Below are 18492 nucleotides of genomic sequence, written 5' to 3' on the forward strand. Positions count from 1 at the left end.
AACATCGGCCGCCGGCCCGCAACCCCGAGCCTTCTCGACGCAACCCGGAGTTCCCGTGTCCATATCTACGCCGCAGCACCTGCCCTACAGAGTCTCTCCCTGGCCTGAGCGGCCCCGGCCATGAACGGCGGCTGGCGTCCCCGCGACGTTCAGGCCGAAATCGAGGGTGCCGACGTGCGCCCCGAACGCCGTGAGAAGTACAAGACCAAAAAGCCTCTGGGCCGCCGCCGCCTGGGAACGCTGACGGGCGCAGATACCGGAACGGTGGGCGACGCGACCATCCAGCGCCTGACGCGACTGGGTCACATCACCGAAGTGGTGGCCGAACTCAAGAGCGGCAAGGAAGCGACCGCCTACATCGCGCGTGGCCCGCGCGGCAGCCTGCTGCTCAAGCTCTACCGCGAGTTCGAAGCCCGCTCGTTCAAGAACGACGCCATCTACCGCGAGGGCCAGGTCGTCACCGACGAACGCGCCGCGCGCGCCATGACCGCCCGCAGCAAGAAGGGCCTGGAAATGCTTCAGGCGAGCTGGGTCAACGCCGAGTACGCGCACCTGTGGACCCTGTGGGCCGCCGGCCTGAGCGTGCCCGAGCCGCTGGTGGGGCCGCACGCCATCGACTACGGCGAGACCAGTCCGGCCGTCCTGATGGCCCTGATCGGCACCGAGGACGAGCCCGCCCCCCGCCTGAGCGACGCCCGCCTCACGCCCGAACAGGCCCGCAGCGCCTGGGACCAGAGCCTGGACGGCATGGCCGGACTGCTGCGGCTGGGCTACGCCCACGGCGACTACAGCACCTACAACCTCCTGTGGTGGGAGAACACCGTGACCATCATCGACTTTCCCCAACTGACCACCCGAACGAACCCCAACTTCTCCGAACTCCTGCGCCGCGACGCCCAAAGCCTCGTGACGAGTTTCCGCAAGCACGGCATCCAGACCGATACCGAGGCCACCCTGCGCGAGGTGCAGCGCCGCGCCCAGGGCCCGGCCCCCGAGCCGCGCCTGGTGCTGCCCTGAACGCCGCCTCAAAGCTGGCGGTCGCCAGTAACGGCGCGGTCCTGGCCGCCGAGGCCGTGGGCCAGGGGCCACCCCTGGTCCTGCTCCATGCCGGCGTCACCGACCGCCGGGTCTGGGCCGCGCAGGTGGCCCGGCTGCGGGCAGGCCACCGCGTGGTCACCTACGACCGCCGGGGCTACGGCGAGACGCCCGCCGCCGACGAGCCCTACAGCGACGTGACCGACCTGCTGGCCGTCCTGGACGCGGGGGACATCAGTCAGGCCGTCCTGGTCGGCAGCCCGAAGGGTGGCGAAATCGCCCTGGACTTCGCCCTGGCGTCCCCCGGACGCGTGCGCGCCCTCGTCCTCGTCGGCACGGCCATCGGCGGGATGCCGGTGCCGGACGACTGGAGCGAGGTGCCCGAGTGCCTGGGCGGGGAGATGCAGGAGGCCAGAGAGGCCGGCGACCTGGACCGCCTGAACGAACTGGAGGCGCAGCTGTGGCTCGACGGCGCGAACCCGCCGGGCCGCGTGCAGGGGCCGCTGCGGGACCTCTTCCTGGCCATGAACGGTCCGGTGCTGCGGGCCGCGCCGGAGGAGGGGACCCCTCCTGAGAGAACGGCGTATCCGCGCCTGCCCGAACTGACCGTGCCTACCCTGCTGGTGGTGGGCAGCCTGGAACTGCCCCACCTGCGGGCGGCCAGCGAACACGCCGCCCGCGTGATGCCCCGCGCCGAGTTGCACGTCGTGCCGGATACGGCGCATCTGCCCGCGCTGGAGCGGCCCGGGGCCTTCGGCGACCTTCTGGGCCGCTTCCTGGCCTCGCTGCCCGGTGGATCGGAGGCCTAGCCGCCGCGCGGGGTCCGCCCACCACGGGTCCGGGCCTTGCGGAGCCCTCCACAGTCACGCGCCCGCCGTGGCCGAGCCGCTAGGCTGTCGCCATGCCCCGTCCACTGAAGTTCCTGCTGGCCCTGCTGCCCTTGTTGCTGGTGTCGAGCGCGGCCCAGCGCGTCCAGCCTCGCCCGGCGGCGGCCCATGAGTGACGTCCTGATCGTGGGGGCGGGGTTGGGCGCGCTGGCCCTGGCCGGCGACCTGCGCGCGGCGGGTGCGGACGTGCGCCTGCTGGACAAGTCGCGCGGCGGTGCGGGCCGGGCGGCGACCCGGCGCGTGCGTCTGGACAGGGGCCGCGAGGCCCGGCTCGACCACGGCGCCCGCTTCTTTACGGCGCGCGGCGAACGGCTGCGTTCCCTGGCCCGCGCCGGTGAGGCGGCGGGCTGGCTGCGTGCCTGGGCCACCGGCTTCCCGACCTGGGAAGCGGGCGAGATTCGGGTGGACGGAGGCGGCGAGCATCCCCGCTACGCGCCCGTGGATGGCCTGAGCGCCCTGGGCCGTCATCTGGGTGAAGGGTTGGACGTGGCCTACGGCGTCACGGCGGCGCGGCTGGAGCGGGGGGGCGCGGGTTGGCGTGTCCACGACGATGGGGGCGGCACCCACGAGGCCCGGCGGCTGGTCCTGAACCTGCCCGCCGCGCAGGCCTCGGCCCTGCTGGGCGAGCACGCGCCGGAGCTGCGCGCGGCCCTTTCCGGGGTGACCTACGACCCGTGCTGGGCGGTCGGGGCCGTGCTGGAGCAGGACCTCGCCGCCGACTGGCCTGCCCTGCGGTTCAAGGGTCATCCGGCGCTCGACTGGGCGGCGCGCGAGCATACCAAGCGCCCCGCCGGACATCCGCCCGCGCTGATGCTCCACGCCCACGCCGACTGGTCGCGGGCGCACCTCGAAGACCGCCCGGGGGACGTGCAGGCCGCCCTGCTGGCCGCCGCTGCCGAGGTTCTGGGCGGGTTCACGCCGCTGCACACCTTCGCCCACCGCTGGCGCTACGCCCAGCCCGCGCGCCGGGCCGCCGGGGCGCACTTCTGGGACGCCGAGCTGAAGCTGGGGGCCTGCGGCGACGGCTTTACCCCCGACGACCACGGCACGCGCGTCGAGGCGGCGCTGCTCAGCGGCTGGTCGCTGGCCGCCGCGCTGGAGGCCGGGGCATGACTCCCTTCCGTTCGGTCCTGTACGTGCCCGGCGACAAGCCCCGCGCCATCGAGAAGGCGCGGACGCTGGGGGCAGACGCCGTGATCCTGGATCTGGAGGACGCCGTGGCCCCCGAGCACAAGGCGGCGGCGAGGGAGAATGTCCAGGAGGCGCTGCGTTCGCCCTGGCCGGTACCGGTCCTCGTCCGTGTCAACGGCGTGGGCACGCCCTGGGAGCACGAGGACCGCGAGGCCGCGCTGCTCGCCGGGGTGGACGGGCTGGTGCTGCCCAAGGTCGAGGACGCCCAGACCGTGACCGAACTGCATCTGCGGGTGCCCCTGTGGGCCATGATCGAGACACCGCTGGGGGTGTTGGCGGCCCCCCGGATCGCGGCGGCCCCCGGGGTGGCGGGCCTGATCGCCGGGGCCAACGACCTCGCCCGCGCGCTGCGGACCCGGCCGGACCCGGAGCGCGGACCACTGTTGCACGCGCTCTCGGCGGTGGTCCTCGCGGCGCGCGCCTACGGCCGGGTGCCGCTGGACGCCGTCTACAACGACGTGCGCGATCCGGGGGGATTTGCGCGCGAGTGCGCCCAGGGCCGCGCGCTGGGCTTCGCGGGCAAGACGGTCATCCATCCGGGGCAGGTGGGGGCCGCCAACGCCGCCTACGGGGTCAGCGAGGAGGACGCCCGCGAGGCCAGCGCCCTGCTCGCCGCCTGGGACGAGGCCCGCGCGCAGGGCCGGAGTGTCGCCACCTTCCGGGGAGCGCTCATCGAGACGATGCACGCCCTAGAGGCCCGTGAGACGCTCGCGGCGTGGACGCCTGCGGACGGCCGGGGAGCGCCGTGACGCGCCTGTCCCCCGACTTCCTGCGGCGGCGCAACGCCCTGTGGGCCGAGCTGCGGGCCACGCCGCCGGAGCAGCCGGAGTTCGAGGCGACGCTCGGGCAGCTCATGGCCCTGGTGGGCTGGAGCCGCGCGCAGGTGCTCGCCGGGCTGGGTCTCGGCGAGGCCGAGGTACCGGCGCCGCATTCGGGAAGCTGAGGAGGTCGCCGCCCTCCGTGCGGGCTTTCGGGAGGGCGAGCGCCGAACACTCTCCTCTCCCGCTGGAATGTCTTTTGTTCGTTTATTGGGCAGAACGGACTGTCCCGGTCAGGGCGGCGCCGATGACGACGCTCGACCGTTGTCTGGGCAAGCCTACCTGCCCCACCCGGCTGGTCCGAAGATCGGCGGCGACGGCCTAGCCCTCGGTCGAGGCCCCGGGACGGGTCGTCCACACCGGCTCGGGCATGATGGTCTCGGCGGGGGCCTTGCCCGCCTCCAGGCCGCTGCTGCTCACGGTCTGGAGGGGCCGCAGGCGCATCCCGGGCGCGCACTCGATCTGGCAGGACAGGCGGGCCACGTTCAGCAGTTCCTTTTCGGTGAGCTTGTCGTACTCGGCGGCCGTCATCAGGTCGGGTTCGCCTTCCAGGAACTCGACGCGGCAGGTCGTGCAGCGCGCCACGCCGCCGCAGCGGTGCAGGATGTCCACCCCGCCGCGCTCCAGCGCCAGCACCAGCCGCTCGCCCTCCTGCGCCGTGATCTCGCTGTGGCCCTCGACCTGAATGCGGAGGGGCTGTTCGCTGCTGCTCTGGGTCATGTGCCGAGCATGGCACATGTGCGCGCGCAGGTGGCGAGCGCGAGGCGGCGCGGGGCTGCCCCCCTCGCCGGTCAGGCCAGGAACTCGGCCAGCAGGTTGTTGACCCGCAGCGGCTCGTCGCGCATGACCCAGTGGCTGGCGCGCGGCAGCTTGACCACCCGCAGGTCCGGCACCCAGCGCTCCAGCCCGTCGGCGAGTTCGGGCAGCAGCGCGGCGTCGCGCTCGCCCCAGATCACCAGGGTGGGCACGCGCACCTCGCCCCCCTGGCGGCCCCCGCCTGTGCCTGCCACGCGCATGGCGCGGTAGTAGTTGATCATGGCGCCCGCCGCGCCGGGCTGGGCCCAGGCGGCCCCGTACTCACGCAGCTCCTGTGGCGTGTAGGCGTCGGGGTTCACGCCCCGCAGCGCCCAGCGCCCGAACTGCGGCAGCACGCGCTCGGGCAGCCACGGAAGCTGGAAGAAGCCGATGTACCAGGATTTCTTCTTCTGCGCCGAGTTTTTGAGGACTTCGCGGAAGCGCCCCGGATGCGGCGCGTTCAGGATGACCAGCTTCTCGACGACTTCCGGCTGCCGGATCGCCAGCGCCCAGGCCACGATGCCGCCCCAGTCGTGCCCGACCACCCGCGCCCGCGTGCGGCCCAGCGCGCGGATGAGGGCCGCGACGTCCTCCTGCAGCAGGCTCACCTTATAGGCAGAGACGCCCGGCGGTTTCTCGCTGAGGTTGTAGCCGCGCATGTCGGGGGCCACCACCCGGAAGCCCGCGCGCGCGAGAAACCCGATCTGGCGCTCCCAGGCCCGCCAGAACTCGGGGAAGCCGTGCAGCAGCACGACGAGCGGGCCGTCTGCGGGGCCGGCCTCCACCACATGCAGGCGCACGTCGCCCGCCATGACGCTGCGTTCGGTCCAGTCCTGGGGCAAGTCGGTCATGGGCCTAGTCTGACCCACCCGGCGCGCCCACGCTGGACGGCGCTCCACTGGACTGGCCTCCGGGCTGGGCGGGCCGGCCGGGGGCGTCGCCGTCCAGCAGCCGCCACGCGGTGACGTCCAGCAGGCCGCGCGGCGTGAGCTTCAGGGCCGGGATCACGCTCAGCCCCAGGAAGCTCAGGGTGGTCACGGGGTAGGGCAGGCGGCAGCCGAGCGAGCGCGCCGCCGCCGTGATCTCGCCCAGACGCGCGGCGGCTTCCTGCGGGGGCAGGTCGGTCATCAGGCCCGCGTAGGGCAGCGGGAGTTGCGCGAGGACCTCGCCGCCCGAAACCACCACCGCCCCGCCGCCCAGCGCCGTCAGCGCCCGGCCCGCCGCGCGGATGTCCTCGTCACTGCCGCCCAGGAAGGCCGCCTGGTGCGCGTCGTGCAGCACGCTCAGGGCCAGGGTGCCGCCGGTGAGGCCGGTGCCCGAGGTCCAGCAGGTCGCCCACTCGCCGCGCCCGTAGCGGTCGGCCACGACCAGCCGCGCGTCGCCGCTGCCGGGCGCGCCCACCCCGGTCGTGATCTGGTCGGGGCTCACCTCCATCACCGGCCAGTGGGCGGGCACCCCGAAGCGCGCCGCGTCCCAGCCCGCCCCCAGGTCCACGCCGCCGCCGGGCAGGGGAGGGGTGGCGGTGCCGGGCCGGGCCTCGGCGCCGCCCACGAAGGTCTCCAGCACCCCGAAGTCGCGCAGGTTGTCCAGCAGCACGAAGTCGGCGTGGTAGCCCGGCGCCACGAGGCCGTGGTCGTGCAGGCCCCAGTACTCGGCGGGGTTGCAGGTCACCAGGGCTACCGCGTCGGCCGGGTGCAGGCCGCCCGCCACGCAGGCGCGCATCAGCCGGTCGAGGTGCCCGAGGTCCAGCAGTTCGTCCACGCTCACGTCGTCGCTCACGAGCATCGCGCGCCGGGGTTTCTCGCGCAGCACCGGCAGCAGGGCCTGGAGGTTGCGCGCCGCCGAGCCCTCGCGCACCATCAGCCACAGGCCGGCGCGCAGGCGCTCGCGGGCCTCCTGCGGCGTGGTCGCCTCGTGGTCCGAGTGCAGCCCCGCCGCCGCGTAGGCCAGCAGGTCGCGCCCCGTGACCCCCGAGGCGTGGCCGTCCAGGCGCAGCCCCGAGGCCCGGCCCGCCGCCAGGATGTCCCACACGGCCGCGTCGCCGCCCAGCACGCCGGGGTAGTTCATCATCTCGGCCAGGCCCAGCACGCCGGGGCGCCGCAGCAGCTCGGCCACCTCGGCGGCGCCCAGCACGGCTCCGCCCCGCTCGAACTCGCTGGCGGGCACGCACGACGGCACCGAGCCGTAGACCCGCAGGCCCGAGGTCCGCCCGGCTTCCAGCATCCAGTCCAGGCCCCGGCCCCCCAGCACGTTCACGACCTCGTGCGGCTCGGCGACCACGGTGGTCGTGCCCCGGCGCAGCACCGCGCCCGCGAAGCCCGCCGGGGTCAGCAGGCTGGACTCGATATGCACGTGCCCGTCGATGAAGCCCGGCGCGAGGAAGGCCCCGCGCGCCTCCACGGTGCGGGCCGCCTGCGCGCCGCCGAGCTGCCCCACCGCCGCCACGCGGCCCCCGGCCACGAGCACGTCGGCCCCGTAAATTTCTCCGGTCGCGGGCTGAACCACCTGTGCGCCGCGCACCAGCAGGTCACCCGCTTCCTCTCCGCGCGCTGCGCGCACCACCCGTCGCCGGTCAGAAGCCTCGGTCATGACGCAGTGTAGGGGGAAAATTAAGGTTTGCACAGGGACGGCGGCCGCCGGAAGAGCGGCGCGCAGGCTGGACCTGCGCGCCGCTCCGGAAGGCTGCCGGGAGGTCAGTGCATGGGCACGGCGGCGGCGCGGTCCTCGCCCTGCGGCTGCTGGCGCAGGGGCACCACCGGCAGGAAGGCGGTCAGGATCAGGCCGACCAGGATGATCCAGATGCTCGTGGCGATCATGTGGCGCACGGCCGCCGTGAAGCCCTGTTTCATGCCGCTGCCCACCTGCGCGGCGAGCTGCTTGGCCTGCGTGTCCAGCGTCCGGCGCACCTGCGCGAGCGCCTGGGTGGTCGCCTGCGCCGCGACCTGGGGCGCGCTCGCCAGGAGGCCCTGACGGACCTGGGCAGCGGTCGCCTGCGCGGCGGCGGGGGTGGCGAGGGCGGCGGCGGGCAGGGCGCGCAGCTGCGTCTTGAGGGCGGCGGGGGTGGTGCCGGAGGCCAGCAGCGCCTGACGGCCCGCCTCGCCCCGGTTCAGGGCTCCGGCCACCGCGTCGGCCTGCGCGCTCAGCTGGGCGCGGACCTGCGCCGCCACGCCGCCGCTCTTGAGGGTGGCCTTGAGGTCCGCCGGAATCTGCGGGTTTTGCAGCAGGGCCTGCGTGGCCGCCGCGTCGCCGCCGAAGGCCTTCTCGATCTGGGCGTACTGGGCGTCCACGGCCGCCCGGATCTGCTTGTCGGTGTCGCTGCCGCCGCTGCTGGCCCGCATCTCGCCGAGGTTGATGTTCTTGGCGGCGTTTTCCATGCCCGGCACGTCGGGCAGGTAGCGGGGCAGCTCGCTCTGGAGGTTGTTCAGGAGCAGGGTGCCGAAGATCGCCGCGCCGATGGTGCTGCCGATCTGGCGGAAAAACTGGCTGCTGCTGGTCGCCACGCCGATCAGGCTCGGCGAGACGGCGTTCTGGATGGCGATATTGAACAGGCTCATCGAGGGGCCCAGGCCCAGACCCACGATGAACATCCGCCAGCCCAGGTCGAGGCGGCTGGTGTCCACCGTGATCTGCGCGAGCAGGAACACGCCCGCGATGAGGACGGCCGTGCCGCCCAGCAGGAAGGGTTTGTAGTTGCCGGTGCGGCTCACGAGATTGCCGGCGGTGATGCTCGACAGGATCAGGCCGGCCATCAGCGGCAGCATGGCGAGCCCCGAGTTGGTCGCCGAGACGCCCTGCACGGTCTGCATGAACAGCGGCAGGAACATCACGATGCCGATGAAGGCCATGTTGATGACGAAGCTCGCGAGGTTGCCGAAGGTGAAGGTGGCGTTGCGGAACAGTCCCAGCGGCAAGATGGCGTCGGGATTGCGGCGCTCGGCCAGGATGAACAGCACGAGGCTCACCGCGCTCACGGCGAACAGGCCCAGCACGCGCGCGCTGTCCCAGGGGTAGGTCACGCCACCCCAGGTCAGGGCCAGCAGCAGCGGGATGGTCGTCAGGACGATGAGCAGCGCGCCCAGGAAGTCAATCCTCCCCGAGGCGCGGTGCGACAGGCTGGGCATCTTGGCGATGATCATGAACAGGGCGACAGCCCCCAGCGGCAGGTTGACATAGAAGACCCAGCGCCAGCCCTCGACGAAATAGCCCAGCAGCGACACGCTGCCGTGGTCGGTCAGGAAGCCTCCGATGATCGGCCCCAGCACGCTGGACAGCCCGAACACGGCCCCGAACAGGCCGCCGAACTTGGCGCGCTCGGCCGGCGCGAACATGTCGGCGATGATGGCGAAGGCGCTCGTGAACAGGGCCGCGCCGCCCAGGCCCTGCAAGGCCCGGAACACGATGAGCTGCAACATGCCGCCGCCGAAGAGGTTGCCCAGGAACGGCTCGCCGCTCATGCCGCACAGTACCGAGCCCAGCAGGAACAGCACGATGCCCAGCACCAGGATGGGTTTGCGGCCGTACAGGTCCGAGAGTTTGCCGTAGATGGGCACCATGACGGTGCTGGCGAGCAGGTAGGCGGTCGTGACCCAGGTGTAGTACTCCAGGCCCTGAAGCTGCTCGATGATGCGCGGCATCGCCGTGCTGACGATGGTCTGGTCGAGCGCCGAGAGCAGGAACACGACCATCAGCCCGACGAGCGTGATGGTCTTTTCCTGCGCGCTGAAGACGCGGGCGGGCGCTTGGGCGGCGGCGGTCATGCCTGTTCCTCGCCGCTGTTCAGGGCGTGCAGGGCGTCGTTCAGGGCGCGCAGTTGCTCGGGCCGCAGCCGCGCGAGTCGCCGCGCCACGTGGGTATGGACGGTGCACTGTGTGGCCTGCAGCAGCGCCTCGCCCGCCGGGGTCAGGCTCAGGCGGGTGCGCCGCGAGTCCTGCTCGTCGATGTGCCGCTCCAGCAGCCCGCGCTTGCTCAGGTCGTCGAGGTAACGGCTCAGCAGGGTGGGCGGCAGCTTGAGTTCCTGCGCGATCACCTTGGGGTAGGTCAGGCCGCTCTCGATGGTCTTGAGCAGCATGAAACTGCGCGGATCGGTGTCGTGCGCGTCTTGCAGCAGGGGCTGGAGTTCCTGGCCCAACGCGCGGTTGAACTGCCACATCGCCTGGAGAAACCGGCTGGTCTCTTCCGTCTCGTGAGGGGGGGGTGGAGAAATCGCCATTTCCTGAATCTACCGCAATAGTTGACTGAAGTAAAGGAAATACCGGAGGCAATCATTGGGGACAGGCAAGGACCCCGGCCTTGGGGGGCCGGGACCGGCGTACAGGGCGGCTCAGCGGCTCTTGAGCCGGTCGAGAAGGGGGGCGCGCTCGCGCAGCGCCTGTCCGAAAGCCTGCGCGTCGTTGAGCCGGGTGGGGGTCAGGGGCGGGGCTGCCGGTCGCCGCGCCGACTTGCCCGCCCCCAGGCCTTCCAGGCCCGCTCCCCCGAAGCGCCGCGCCCGGAACATGCCCGGATGCTCCTCGAACACGGCCACCACCGCGTCGGGCAGGGTCGCCAGATGCGCGGCGAAGGCCCGCTCCTGCGCCAGCTCGGCGTGCCCGGCCCCCTCGCCCAGCTCGCCCAGCAGCCGGTCGATGAGGGCGAAGACGCGCGCGGCGTAGGCCTCGACCTCGGCGCGCGGCGGCAGGTAGCCCCGGTGGATCACCCGGTTGCGGAAGTCGGCCCCCAGGGCCTGACTGCCCAGGAACTCCGGCTCGCGGCCCTCACGCAGCAGGTAGGCCAGCGCGAACATGCCGATCTGGCGCTCGGACTGGCTGGCGACGTGCCGCCAGGTGCGGTCGAGAAGCGCCTCGGCCTCCCCGAACTCCTGGCCACGGGTGGCGGCGCGTTCCAGCGTGGCGGCGCGCACGTAGAACTCGAAGAAGCGCTCCAGCGCCGCCGCGAAGCTCGCCACCGCCTCGCGGGCGTAGCCGCCCAGCAGCGCCTGGGTGCCCAGGTCGAACAGCACCTCGAACTTGTGCTTGCGCACGAACAGGCAGAACCGGCCCCCGCAGTGGGGGCACTTCAGGTCGTGGATCAGGCTGTCGGCGAACTCGACCGGCTGCTCGCGGCGGCAGTGCGGACAGGTGGCGGGAAAGGGCACGGCCGCCCTACGGCAGGAGCGTGCCGGCCGGCGCGATCACGTAGCTCAGGCCGCCGCTGTGCGAGAGCCACAGCCGCTCGAAGGCCGCGCGCGGATAGGGCCGGCGTACCGTGTCGTTGCCGGGCGCCGCCGGGTCGTTCAGGACCGGGTTCCCCTGCGCGTCGAAACCGACGAGGACCATCAGGTGCCCGGTGCTGCTGGGAATCGCCGCGCCCGGCAGCTCGCCCTTCTTCCAGCCCAGGCTGACGGCCAGCGGCACCCCGGCGGCCGTGAAGCGCTCGGCGGCGGCGAGGCTCGGCAGCCGCGTCACGAAGGCGCGCATCCCGCGCTCGCCCGCGTAGGCCGTGTTGAAGGGCCAGTTGCCCGTGCCGTCGTAGGCCTGGTCGTGCATGCCCCCGGCCGCCTGCGGCACCGGCACATCTACGCCGTAGTTCGCCAGGATCATGCTGACGCTGGTCGGGCTGCACCACACCTCGCCGCCGCCCGGGTAGATCATCTGCGAGCGCTGCGGCACGTTCACGGTGTGGCCCCAGGCGCGGCGGTCGCTGGCCTGCCCCGCGCCCTGCGCCAGACGCGCGCGGTCGCTGGTGGTCAGGGCCAGCAGCCGCAGCGACGTGCCCTCGCCGCGCAGGGTGACGCGGTACTGCACCTGCGCCGAGGGACGGTTCAGCCGCAGGGTATCGGTCAGGACCTGCCCGGCGCCGTCCTTCTGGCCATTCAGGCTGGTGCGGCCCTCGGCGGCGCTCCAGCGCCCGAAGGAGTACCAGCGGGTCCAGCCGCCGCCCGCGAGGCCCGCGCGCACCTCGACCGTCACGCTGCCCGCCGCGCCCGTCACGCTGTTCCAGGAGGGCACGAGTTCGTCGAAGGCCGGAACGGTCAGGGGCGCGCCCGTGACGGTGCCCTCGCGCACGCCGGGCGGCAGGCTCAGGGTGTCGCCGCGCAGCGCCGCGCCGCTGAGGGCCGCGCCCGCCCAGTCGGCGGCACGTTCGTGGATGGTGGTGGTGCTGGCAGGGAAGGTCATGGTCTTGGCTCCGGCGGGCGCACCGGCCGCGAGGCCCAGGGCCAGCACGCTGAACAGGGGGATTTTCCGCATGGACAGGGCCACTGTGCCATGCGGGGCGGGGGAGCGGGTGAGGGCCGGGGCCGCCCCTCAGCTTCCCTGCATGTACAAGAAGGCCTCGGGCAGCGCCTCGCGCCAGGTCACCCAGTTGTGGCCACTGGGGTATTCGCGGTACTGGTGCGGCAAAAAGTGGTCGGCGAACAGGCCCGCCATGCGGCGGTTCGGGCCGGTGAGCCACTCCAGCGTGCCGGTGTCCAGACTCGTCTTCAGGTGCGTGGGTGGGGTGGCCGTCAGCTGTTCGAGCAGCCACTCGCCGGCGGTCGTGGTGTCGATGACCCCGCTGGGAGACTGCGCTCCCGGCCGCGCGATGAAGGCGCCGCTGTGGCTCACCACCCGCGAGAACAGCTCGGGGTGCCGGCTGCCCAGGTACAGCGAGATCAGCCCGCCCAGGCTCGCGCCCCACAACCCGCGCGCCGAGGGCGTCACGTACTCGCCCTCCACCCGCGCGAACACCTCGCGGCGCAGGAAGTCGAGGTAGCGGCCGTTGAGGTAGTACTCCTCGTTGCGGTCGCCCGGCTCGACGAAGACCAGCACGGCGCCCGTCGCCAGCCCGGCCTCGGCGGCGCGGTCCATCACCTCGCCCAGCTTGCCGGTGCGGTAGAAGGCCACACCGTCCTGCACGTAGTACACCGGGGTGGGGCGCGCGGGGTCGTGCCCGTGCGGCGTGTACACGATGGCGCGCCGCGTCCCCCCGAAGACCTCGCCTTCCCAGGTCAGGCGGTGGGCCGTGCCCTTGCGGGTGGCTTCCGGCCGCAGCCACAGCGGGTGCCGGGCGTACTCACCCACCACCGCCGCGCGCGGGTAGGACCACCAGGGATTCAGGGACTTCTGGGGGTTGTCGGGGTCCGCGAAGGGCTCGCCCGCCGCGTCCACCCAGGCGTACTCGACCCAGGCTCCGCGCGGCAGCGTGAGGCTGAGGGGCACGCCGGGCGCCGCGGGCAGGGGCTCGCGCTTGCGCCAGTCGGTAAAGTCGCCCACCAGCCCGGCCGCGCCCGCCGGGGGCGTGAATGTGACCTGTTGTCCCTGCACCGAAACAGCCATACCGGGGATTGTAGGGCGCGGCGGCCTAGGCCGACAGGAAGGCCGCCGCTTTGCTGGCCGCTTCCTGCGCCAGGGTCTGAAGGGCCTGGTCCGGCCAGCGCGCCAGGGCCACCGCCCGCCCGTAGGCCCGCAGCCCCGCGCGCCCCCGCTCGGGCCACGCCGCGTCCGTCAGGCCCGCCAGGGTGCCGTAGGCCCCGCGCCACGCCGGGTCGGCCCAGGCCCCCTGCGCCAGCGCCAGATACCGGTTCTCGGTCGGGACGAGGGTGCCGGTGCTCAGCAGCGCCGCCGTACCCAGGGCGAAGGTCAGCCCGGCGGCGGCATACCCCACCTTGCTGCCGTCGCCCGCGTGAAGGCCGCCCACTACCTTGTGGACCTCCTCGGCCATTCCGGCGACGAGCTGGCCCGCGTGCCGGTGGGCCTGGTCCTCCACCTCGGTCCAGGCGAAGGCCCGTGCCCGCGCCTGGATGGCCGCGAAAACCCCGTCCGGGTCGTGCAGCGCACGGGCCGTGCGCAGGGCCTCCAGGTTCCACAGCGCCGCCTCCGGCTCCGTAAAGGCCCGCCCGCGCTCGGCGACGGTGCGGCGCTCCACGCTGACCAGTCGGCCTTCCCGGTAGCTCACGGTGTCGCGCGCGAAGCGGTCTTCCGTCACCAGCACCGAGAGGTCGAGGTCGCTCCAGGCGTCGGCTTCTCCCCGGGCGTGACTCCCTGTGAGAAAGACCGCCCGCACGCCCTCCTCGGCCATCAGCTCGGCCAAGAGGGGCGTGAGAAAAGAGGTCATGGCTGCCGAGTCACCCCCCCAGCCGCGCCCGCCGGCACGTCAGGACCGCTCGGCGGTCTGCTGGGCGCGGTGACCCCGGTATTCCTCGCGCAGCTCGCGCTTCAGGAACTTGCCGGTCGCGCCGATGGGCAGGTGGTCGGTGAGGACCGTCGCGTCGGGCAGCCACCACTTGGCGAACTTCGGTGCCAGGAACTCCACGAGTTGTTCGTGGGTCACGCTGTGGCCGGGGCGCGGCACGACCACGGCCAGCGGGCGCTCGTCCCACTTGGGGTCGTCCATGGCGATCACGGCGCACTGCGCGACGGCCGGGTGGGCCATGATGGCGTTTTCCAGGTCCACGCTGCTGATCCACTCGCCGCCCGACTTGATGAGGTCCTTGGCCCGGTCCTGGATGTGCATGTACCCGCGCTCGTCCAGCGTGGCGATGTCGCCGGTGTCGAACCATTCCTCGCCGTCCAGCGTCAGGAAGCTGGCCTGCCCCGAGCCGCCGAAATAGCTGCCTGCCACCCAGGGCCCGCGTGCCAGCAGGCGGCCCATCGTCTTGCCGTCGTGGGGCAGGCGCTCGCCCGCTTCGTTCACCAGTTCCAGATACACCAGCGGCACCGGGCGGCCCTGCTTGGCGCGCAGCGTGTAGCCCTCGTCGCTGCGGGGGTCCACGCCGGGGGGCACGGTGCTCGCGGTGCCCAGGGGGTGGGTCTCGGTCATGCCCCAGGCGTGGCGCAGGGTCAGGTTATGTCGCTCGTCGAAAGCGCGGATCATCGCCTCGGGCGCGGCGCTGCCCCCCACGATCAGGCTCTCCAGCCGACTCAGGTCGTAGGGCGTCCCCTCGCCTGCGGCGCGGTCGAGTTCGCCCAGCAGGCCCATCCAGATGGTCGGCACGCCGGCGGTGATGGTCACGCCCTCGTCCTGCATGAGGCCGGCGAGCGACCTGCCGTCCGAGAACACCCCGGCGAAGACCTGCGCCGCGCCGTACATCGCGCAGGTGTAGGGCAGCCCCCAGGCGTTCACGTGGAACATGGGCACCACCGGCAGCAGCGTGTCGGCTTCGCCCACGTTCAGGGCGTCCTTGGGCGCGCTCGCCAGCGAGTGCAGCACCGTCGAGCGGTGGGTGTACAGCACGCCCTTGGGGTTGCCGGTCGTGCCGCTGGTGTAGCACATGGCCGCCGCGCTGTCCTCGTCCAGTGCCGGGTAGGCGGCCAGCGGTTCGTGGCCCATGATCCAGCTGTCGTAGTCCTGCGCGCCGGGTACGGGCTGCGGCGTCGGCCCCAGCACGAACACGTGCTCCAGCTGCGGACAGGCGGCCTTCAGGGCCGGAATCATGGCGGCGAAGGCGTTTTCGACGAGTAGCACGCGGTCGCCGGCGTCGTTCAGGATCCAGGCGACCTGCTCGGGGTGCAGGCGGATGTTCACCGTGTGCAGCACGTAGCCGGCCGACGGCACCCCCAGGTAGGCCTCCAGATGCCGGAAAGAGTTGACCGCCAAGGTCGCCACCCGGTCGCCCGGCTCCAGGCCCAGCGATCCCAGGGCCGCGCCCAGCCGCAGCGCCCGGTCGGCCACCGCGCCGTAGGTCGTGCGGTGCTTGTGGGGAATGGGCTGGCCCTGCGCGTCCCGCCCGGCCGCCAGCAGGCTGACCACCTCGCGCCCGGCGTAGATGGTCCGGGCGCGTTCCAGGATGAAGGGGACGGTCAGGGGGACGTGCATCATGTTGCCTTGCATAGAAAGGACCTCCAGGGAAAAGGGGTGAAGGTCAGGCAGGGGCGCTGACCGGCTGAACTGTGGGTGCCGGTCATTGTACGTGAGCTGCCGCAACAAAAGAAAAAACCTCCCCGAAGGGAGGTCCGGCAAGCGCGGGGGCTTACTGGGGAACGATGGTGGTGGTGGGCTCGCTCGACGCGCCGCCGGTGGAGGCGCCGTCGTTGGCGCCCGTACCGGCCCACAGCAGGCTGTTGTTGTAGGTGCGGGGAGCGGTGCCGACGGGGGCGACCATGCTGTGACGGACCCAGATGACGCCGCCGATGCCGATGGTGCCGCCGGGGACGATGGTGCTGCCCGCCAGGATGTTCAGCGTCTGGGTGCCGGTGGTCGAAGCGCCGCCGGGGTTGAGGGTGTAGTCGGTGCCCAGGGTCAGGCGGCGGCTCGAAGCGCTGGTGTAGTCGCTGGTGAACTTGCCGTCGACCGGGTTGATGGTCGGGGTGGGGTCGTAGTACACCGTGGTGTCGTTGACCTTGAACAGGCCGGGGGTGCTGCCACGCGCGTCGGTCGAGCCGAAGTTGAACACGACGCTGTTGTTGTTCACGCCCTGGTTCGAGCTGTTCTCGACGCTGATGCCGCTGGTCAGGGTCAGGACCGTCGTGCCGTCGGCGGGGATCGGGTCGCGGTTGCTGGCGCCCAGGGCCGTGTCGCCGTCGGACATCTGCGTGCGGGTCGAGACGAAGTTGATGACCGTCACGCAGGCGTTGGCGGTGTTGGTACCGGCGTTGGTGCTGGCGTAGGTCGCCGTGTCGCAGTACTGGCCGGCGGGCGTCCCGGCGGGCACGCTGCTCGTCAGGGTCAGGGTGATGGTCTGGCCCGAGCCGAGGGTCACGGAGGCGGGCGAGGTCACGACGGTGTTGGCGTTGTTCGTCGAGGTCGCCAGGCTGCCGCTGCTCGCGACGCTGCCGTCGGCGTTGGTGACGCTGTAGGTCCCGCTGCCGAAGCTCACGAAGCGGCTGTTGAGGTTGCCGAGCAGGTCGCTGACGGCCACACCGGTCGCCGCGCCCGTGCCGCTGTTGCGCACCGTGATCACGCTGCGGTAGCTGCTGCCGGGGTACAGGTTGGACACTGCGCCGCCCGAGGTCGACTGGTTGACCTTGGTGATGTTCAGGCTGGGGCTGGTGACGGTGAAGCACACGGCGGCCGTCGGGCTGCCGGTCACGGTGGCCGCGCCGCCGTTGTTGCTCGTCGCGGTGGCCGAGGCGGTGTCGCAGTAGGTGCCGTCGACGCTGCCGGTGGCCGGGAAGGTGAAGGTCTGGCTGGCGCCCGCCGCGAGGCTGAAGGCCGCGCTGGTGAAGCCGTCGTCGCCGTTCAGGGTCACGGCGGTGTTGGGGTTGGACACCACGGCGCCGCTGATCTTGTAGTTCGCGGCGTTGGTGTTGTTGGCCAGGCCTTCGGTCACGACGACGTTGGTCGCGGTGGCCGTGCCGCCGTTGGACACGGTGACGCGGGCGTAGACCGGCGTGTTGGGGGCCACGGTCACGCCGCTGGCGATGGGCGTGAAGGTCGCGCCGTCGGCCGAGAGCGTGCCCAGCGTCTTGACAATGTTCAGGTTGGGCGCCGTGACCGTGAGGCAGGCCTGCGCGTTGAGGTTCGAGGGGGTCACCGTGCCGAACTGGCCGTTGATGTAGCTGACGACGGTCGCCACGTCACAGTAGACGCCGACTGCGCTGGCCTGCGCCGAGAGCACGAAGCTGCGGCTGGCGCCGGGCGCGAGGTCGAAGCTGGTGTCGAAGCCGTCGGTGGTGTTGGCGGTCGTGCCGGTCGGGGCCGTGATGCTGTAGGCGGCGCCGTCGCCCGAGCGCAGCACGTCGTTGAGCTTGATGCCGGTGGCCGCGCCCGCGCCGTTGTTGGTCACGGTCACGGTGATGTTGCGCGCCTGGTTGATGCCCGCAGCGTTGTCGGCCGGGGTCTTGGTGATGACCAGGTTGGCGCTGGGCGCGAAGGTCTTGTCGAGCCACTGCTTGTCGATCTCGGTGCCGTTGACCGAGGCGATCACGCGCACGCGGGCCGTGGCGGTAGTCGAGCGCGGGTCGTGGTTCAGGGCCGTCCACGAGAAACCGTTGGTGTCGGGGGTGTTGATGCCCGTCAGGTTGTAGGTGGGGTAGGTCGCGCTGCTGGGGAAGCGCACGTTGGTGCCCGCCGCCGCGTTGGTGTAGGTGTTGGCGTTCAGGGCGTTGTCGTTGATGTCCTGGCCGCTGATGGGCGCGCCGGAGGCCTGGGTGCCGTCGTCGGCGGCCGAGAAGCGCACGCTGCCGGTCTGCTCGGTGATGTCCCAGCGCACGTTGGCGCCCACGACCGGGAAGACGGTGCCGTCGGAGGTGCGGTAGCCCACGTAGGCGCCGGCGAGGTTCTGGGTGTTCAGGGGCGCGACTTCGGTCTTCTCGCTGGCGGTGGGGGCGGCGCCGGTGGCGAGGTTGGCGGGGGTCACGCCGCTGCCGCTGTCGTCCTTGAGCCACGAGTAGAACACGAAGCGCGTGCCGGCGTTGGCGGTGTCGGCGGCCGTGATGGCGACGCGCGCGCCGCTGGCGTTGATGTAGTACGCGCCGACGGCGGTGTTCGCGGCGACCAGGGTCGGGGCGACGACGGTCGTCGTGTTGCCGGCCGTGATGCTGAAGCTGGTGGTCTGGCTGGCGAAGCCGTCACGGCTGAAGGTGATGGTGTAGTTGCCGGGCGTCAGCGAGCCGAAGCTGCTGCTCGGGACGGCCGTGCCGGCGGAGTTGGTCACGGCGACCGTGTAGCCGTTGGGGTTCTGGACGTTCAGGACGCCAGTCGTGGCGCCGGGGGTCGTGCAGACGCCGTTCACGAGCGTCTGGCCGGTGGCGCAGGTCGGGGTGGCGTTCTGACCGCAGGCCGCCAGGGTCAGGACACCGGTCAAGGCGAGGAAACCGAGATTTCTGTTCATAGTTCTCCTTCGTGCTGTCTTCCGAGCGCTTTCACTCAGA

Annotated in this window: 16 protein-coding genes; 5 read left to right on the forward strand and 11 right to left on the reverse strand. The window is 72.2% G+C overall.

The window, feature by feature from the left end; translation table 11 throughout:
- The first annotated feature begins 120 nt into the window (after positions 1–120).
- From DGO_RS23720 to DGO_RS01840, 5 genes are all read left to right on the forward strand, one after another.
- Positions 121–1017, forward strand: coding sequence for a serine protein kinase RIO (locus DGO_RS23720; RefSeq protein ID WP_043800590.1), 897 nt, complete (start codon positions 121–123; stop codon positions 1015–1017).
- A 56-nt stretch (positions 1018–1073) separates the two neighbouring features.
- Positions 1074–1844: an alpha/beta fold hydrolase gene (locus DGO_RS23725; protein WP_050920644.1), complete on the forward strand. Its 771-nt coding sequence runs from the start codon at positions 1074–1076 to the stop codon at positions 1842–1844.
- 186 nt (positions 1845–2030) lie between these two features.
- Complete coding sequence (locus DGO_RS01830) at positions 2031–3035, forward strand: NAD(P)/FAD-dependent oxidoreductase (protein WP_014683772.1); 1005 nt, start codon at positions 2031–2033, stop codon at positions 3033–3035.
- A complete protein-coding gene (locus DGO_RS01835) occupies positions 3032–3862 on the forward strand; it encodes an HpcH/HpaI aldolase/citrate lyase family protein (protein WP_043800594.1) in 831 nt (276 codons plus the stop codon). Before DGO_RS01830 ends, DGO_RS01835 begins: the two co-directional genes overlap by 4 nt.
- The gene (locus DGO_RS01840; RefSeq protein ID WP_338032403.1) at positions 3859–4056 is read left to right on the forward strand and encodes a hypothetical protein; all 198 of its coding nucleotides are present in this window, start codon (positions 3859–3861) and stop codon (positions 4054–4056) included. Before DGO_RS01835 ends, DGO_RS01840 begins: the two co-directional genes overlap by 4 nt.
- 196 nt (positions 4057–4252) lie before the next feature.
- On the opposite strand, the gene DGO_RS01845 is transcribed toward DGO_RS01840, so the two are convergent.
- The 11 genes from DGO_RS01845 to DGO_RS01895 form a co-directional block, all read right to left on the reverse strand.
- Positions 4253–4651, reverse strand: a complete 399-nt coding sequence (locus tag DGO_RS01845; protein ID WP_043800596.1) for a 2Fe-2S iron-sulfur cluster-binding protein — start codon at positions 4649–4651, stop codon at positions 4253–4255.
- Between the two features lie 71 nt (positions 4652–4722).
- Positions 4723–5577, reverse strand: a complete 855-nt coding sequence (locus DGO_RS01850) for an alpha/beta fold hydrolase (RefSeq protein ID WP_050920645.1) — start codon at positions 5575–5577, stop codon at positions 4723–4725.
- Positions 5578–5581: 4 nt separating this feature from the next.
- Entirely contained in the window at positions 5582–7315 is a 1734-nt protein-coding gene (locus DGO_RS01855; protein ID WP_083847170.1) for an adenine deaminase, read from the reverse strand.
- Between the two features lie 104 nt (positions 7316–7419).
- Positions 7420–9483: an MDR family MFS transporter gene (locus tag DGO_RS01860; protein WP_014683778.1), complete on the reverse strand. Its 2064-nt coding sequence runs from the start codon at positions 9481–9483 to the stop codon at positions 7420–7422.
- Positions 9480–9935 carry a MarR family winged helix-turn-helix transcriptional regulator gene (locus tag DGO_RS01865; protein ID WP_014683779.1) on the reverse strand — a complete coding sequence of 152 codons (456 nt, stop codon included), beginning with the start codon at positions 9933–9935 and terminating at the stop codon, positions 9480–9482. The genes DGO_RS01860 and DGO_RS01865 overlap by 4 nt, the downstream gene beginning before the upstream one ends.
- 111 nt (positions 9936–10046) lie before the next feature.
- Complete coding sequence (locus tag DGO_RS01870) at positions 10047–10856, reverse strand: Zn-finger containing protein (protein WP_043800600.1); 810 nt, start codon at positions 10854–10856, stop codon at positions 10047–10049.
- A gap of 7 nt (positions 10857–10863) precedes the next feature.
- Entirely contained in the window at positions 10864–11949 is a 1086-nt protein-coding gene (locus DGO_RS01875) for a peptidase C39 family protein (protein WP_043802904.1), read from the reverse strand.
- A gap of 57 nt (positions 11950–12006) precedes the next feature.
- Positions 12007–13017, reverse strand: a complete 1011-nt coding sequence (locus tag DGO_RS01880) for an alpha/beta hydrolase (RefSeq protein WP_014683782.1) — start codon at positions 13015–13017, stop codon at positions 12007–12009.
- Between the two features lie 25 nt (positions 13018–13042).
- Positions 13043–13795, reverse strand: a complete 753-nt coding sequence (locus DGO_RS01885; RefSeq protein ID WP_083847171.1) for a nucleotidyltransferase family protein — start codon at positions 13793–13795, stop codon at positions 13043–13045.
- A gap of 39 nt (positions 13796–13834) precedes the next feature.
- Positions 13835–15511 (reverse strand): long-chain fatty acid--CoA ligase, encoded by a 1677-nt coding sequence (locus tag DGO_RS01890; RefSeq protein WP_014683784.1) that lies wholly within the window; start codon positions 15509–15511, stop codon positions 13835–13837.
- A 139-nt stretch (positions 15512–15650) separates the two neighbouring features.
- Complete coding sequence (locus tag DGO_RS01895; protein WP_043800602.1) at positions 15651–18452, reverse strand: beta strand repeat-containing protein; 2802 nt, start codon at positions 18450–18452, stop codon at positions 15651–15653.
- Positions 18453–18492: the final 40 nt, after the last annotated feature.

Origin of the sequence: Deinococcus gobiensis I-0 (genome assembly GCF_000252445.1) — a bacterium.
Lineage (GTDB): Bacteria > Deinococcota > Deinococci > Deinococcales > Deinococcaceae > Deinococcus > Deinococcus gobiensis.

Coding starts and splice junctions, on each gene's coding strand:
- DGO_RS01890 (WP_014683784.1), bottom strand. CDS start 15,511: ATGCAAGGCAACATGATGCACGTCCCCCTGACCGTCCCCTTCATCCTG.
- DGO_RS01845 (WP_043800596.1), bottom strand. CDS start 4,651: ATGACCCAGAGCAGCAGCGAACAGCCCCTCCGCATTCAGGTCGAGGGC.
- DGO_RS01860 (WP_014683778.1), bottom strand. CDS start 9,483: ATGACCGCCGCCGCCCAAGCGCCCGCCCGCGTCTTCAGCGCGCAGGAA.
- DGO_RS01830 (WP_014683772.1), top strand. CDS start 2,031: ATGAGTGACGTCCTGATCGTGGGGGCGGGGTTGGGCGCGCTGGCCCTG.
- DGO_RS01865 (WP_014683779.1), bottom strand. CDS start 9,935: ATGGCGATTTCTCCACCCCCCCCTCACGAGACGGAAGAGACCAGCCGG.
- DGO_RS01880 (WP_014683782.1), bottom strand. CDS start 13,017: ATGGCTGTTTCGGTGCAGGGACAACAGGTCACATTCACGCCCCCGGCG.
- DGO_RS01835 (WP_043800594.1), top strand. CDS start 3,032: ATGACTCCCTTCCGTTCGGTCCTGTACGTGCCCGGCGACAAGCCCCGC.
- DGO_RS01875 (WP_043802904.1), bottom strand. CDS start 11,949: ATGCGGAAAATCCCCCTGTTCAGCGTGCTGGCCCTGGGCCTCGCGGCC.
- DGO_RS01885 (WP_083847171.1), bottom strand. CDS start 13,795: ATGACCTCTTTTCTCACGCCCCTCTTGGCCGAGCTGATGGCCGAGGAG.
- DGO_RS01850 (WP_050920645.1), bottom strand. CDS start 5,577: ATGACCGACTTGCCCCAGGACTGGACCGAACGCAGCGTCATGGCGGGC.
- DGO_RS01855 (WP_083847170.1), bottom strand. CDS start 7,315: ATGACCGAGGCTTCTGACCGGCGACGGGTGGTGCGCGCAGCGCGCGGA.
- DGO_RS01895 (WP_043800602.1), bottom strand. CDS start 18,452: ATGAACAGAAATCTCGGTTTCCTCGCCTTGACCGGTGTCCTGACCCTG.
- DGO_RS23720 (WP_043800590.1), top strand. CDS start 121: ATGAACGGCGGCTGGCGTCCCCGCGACGTTCAGGCCGAAATCGAGGGT.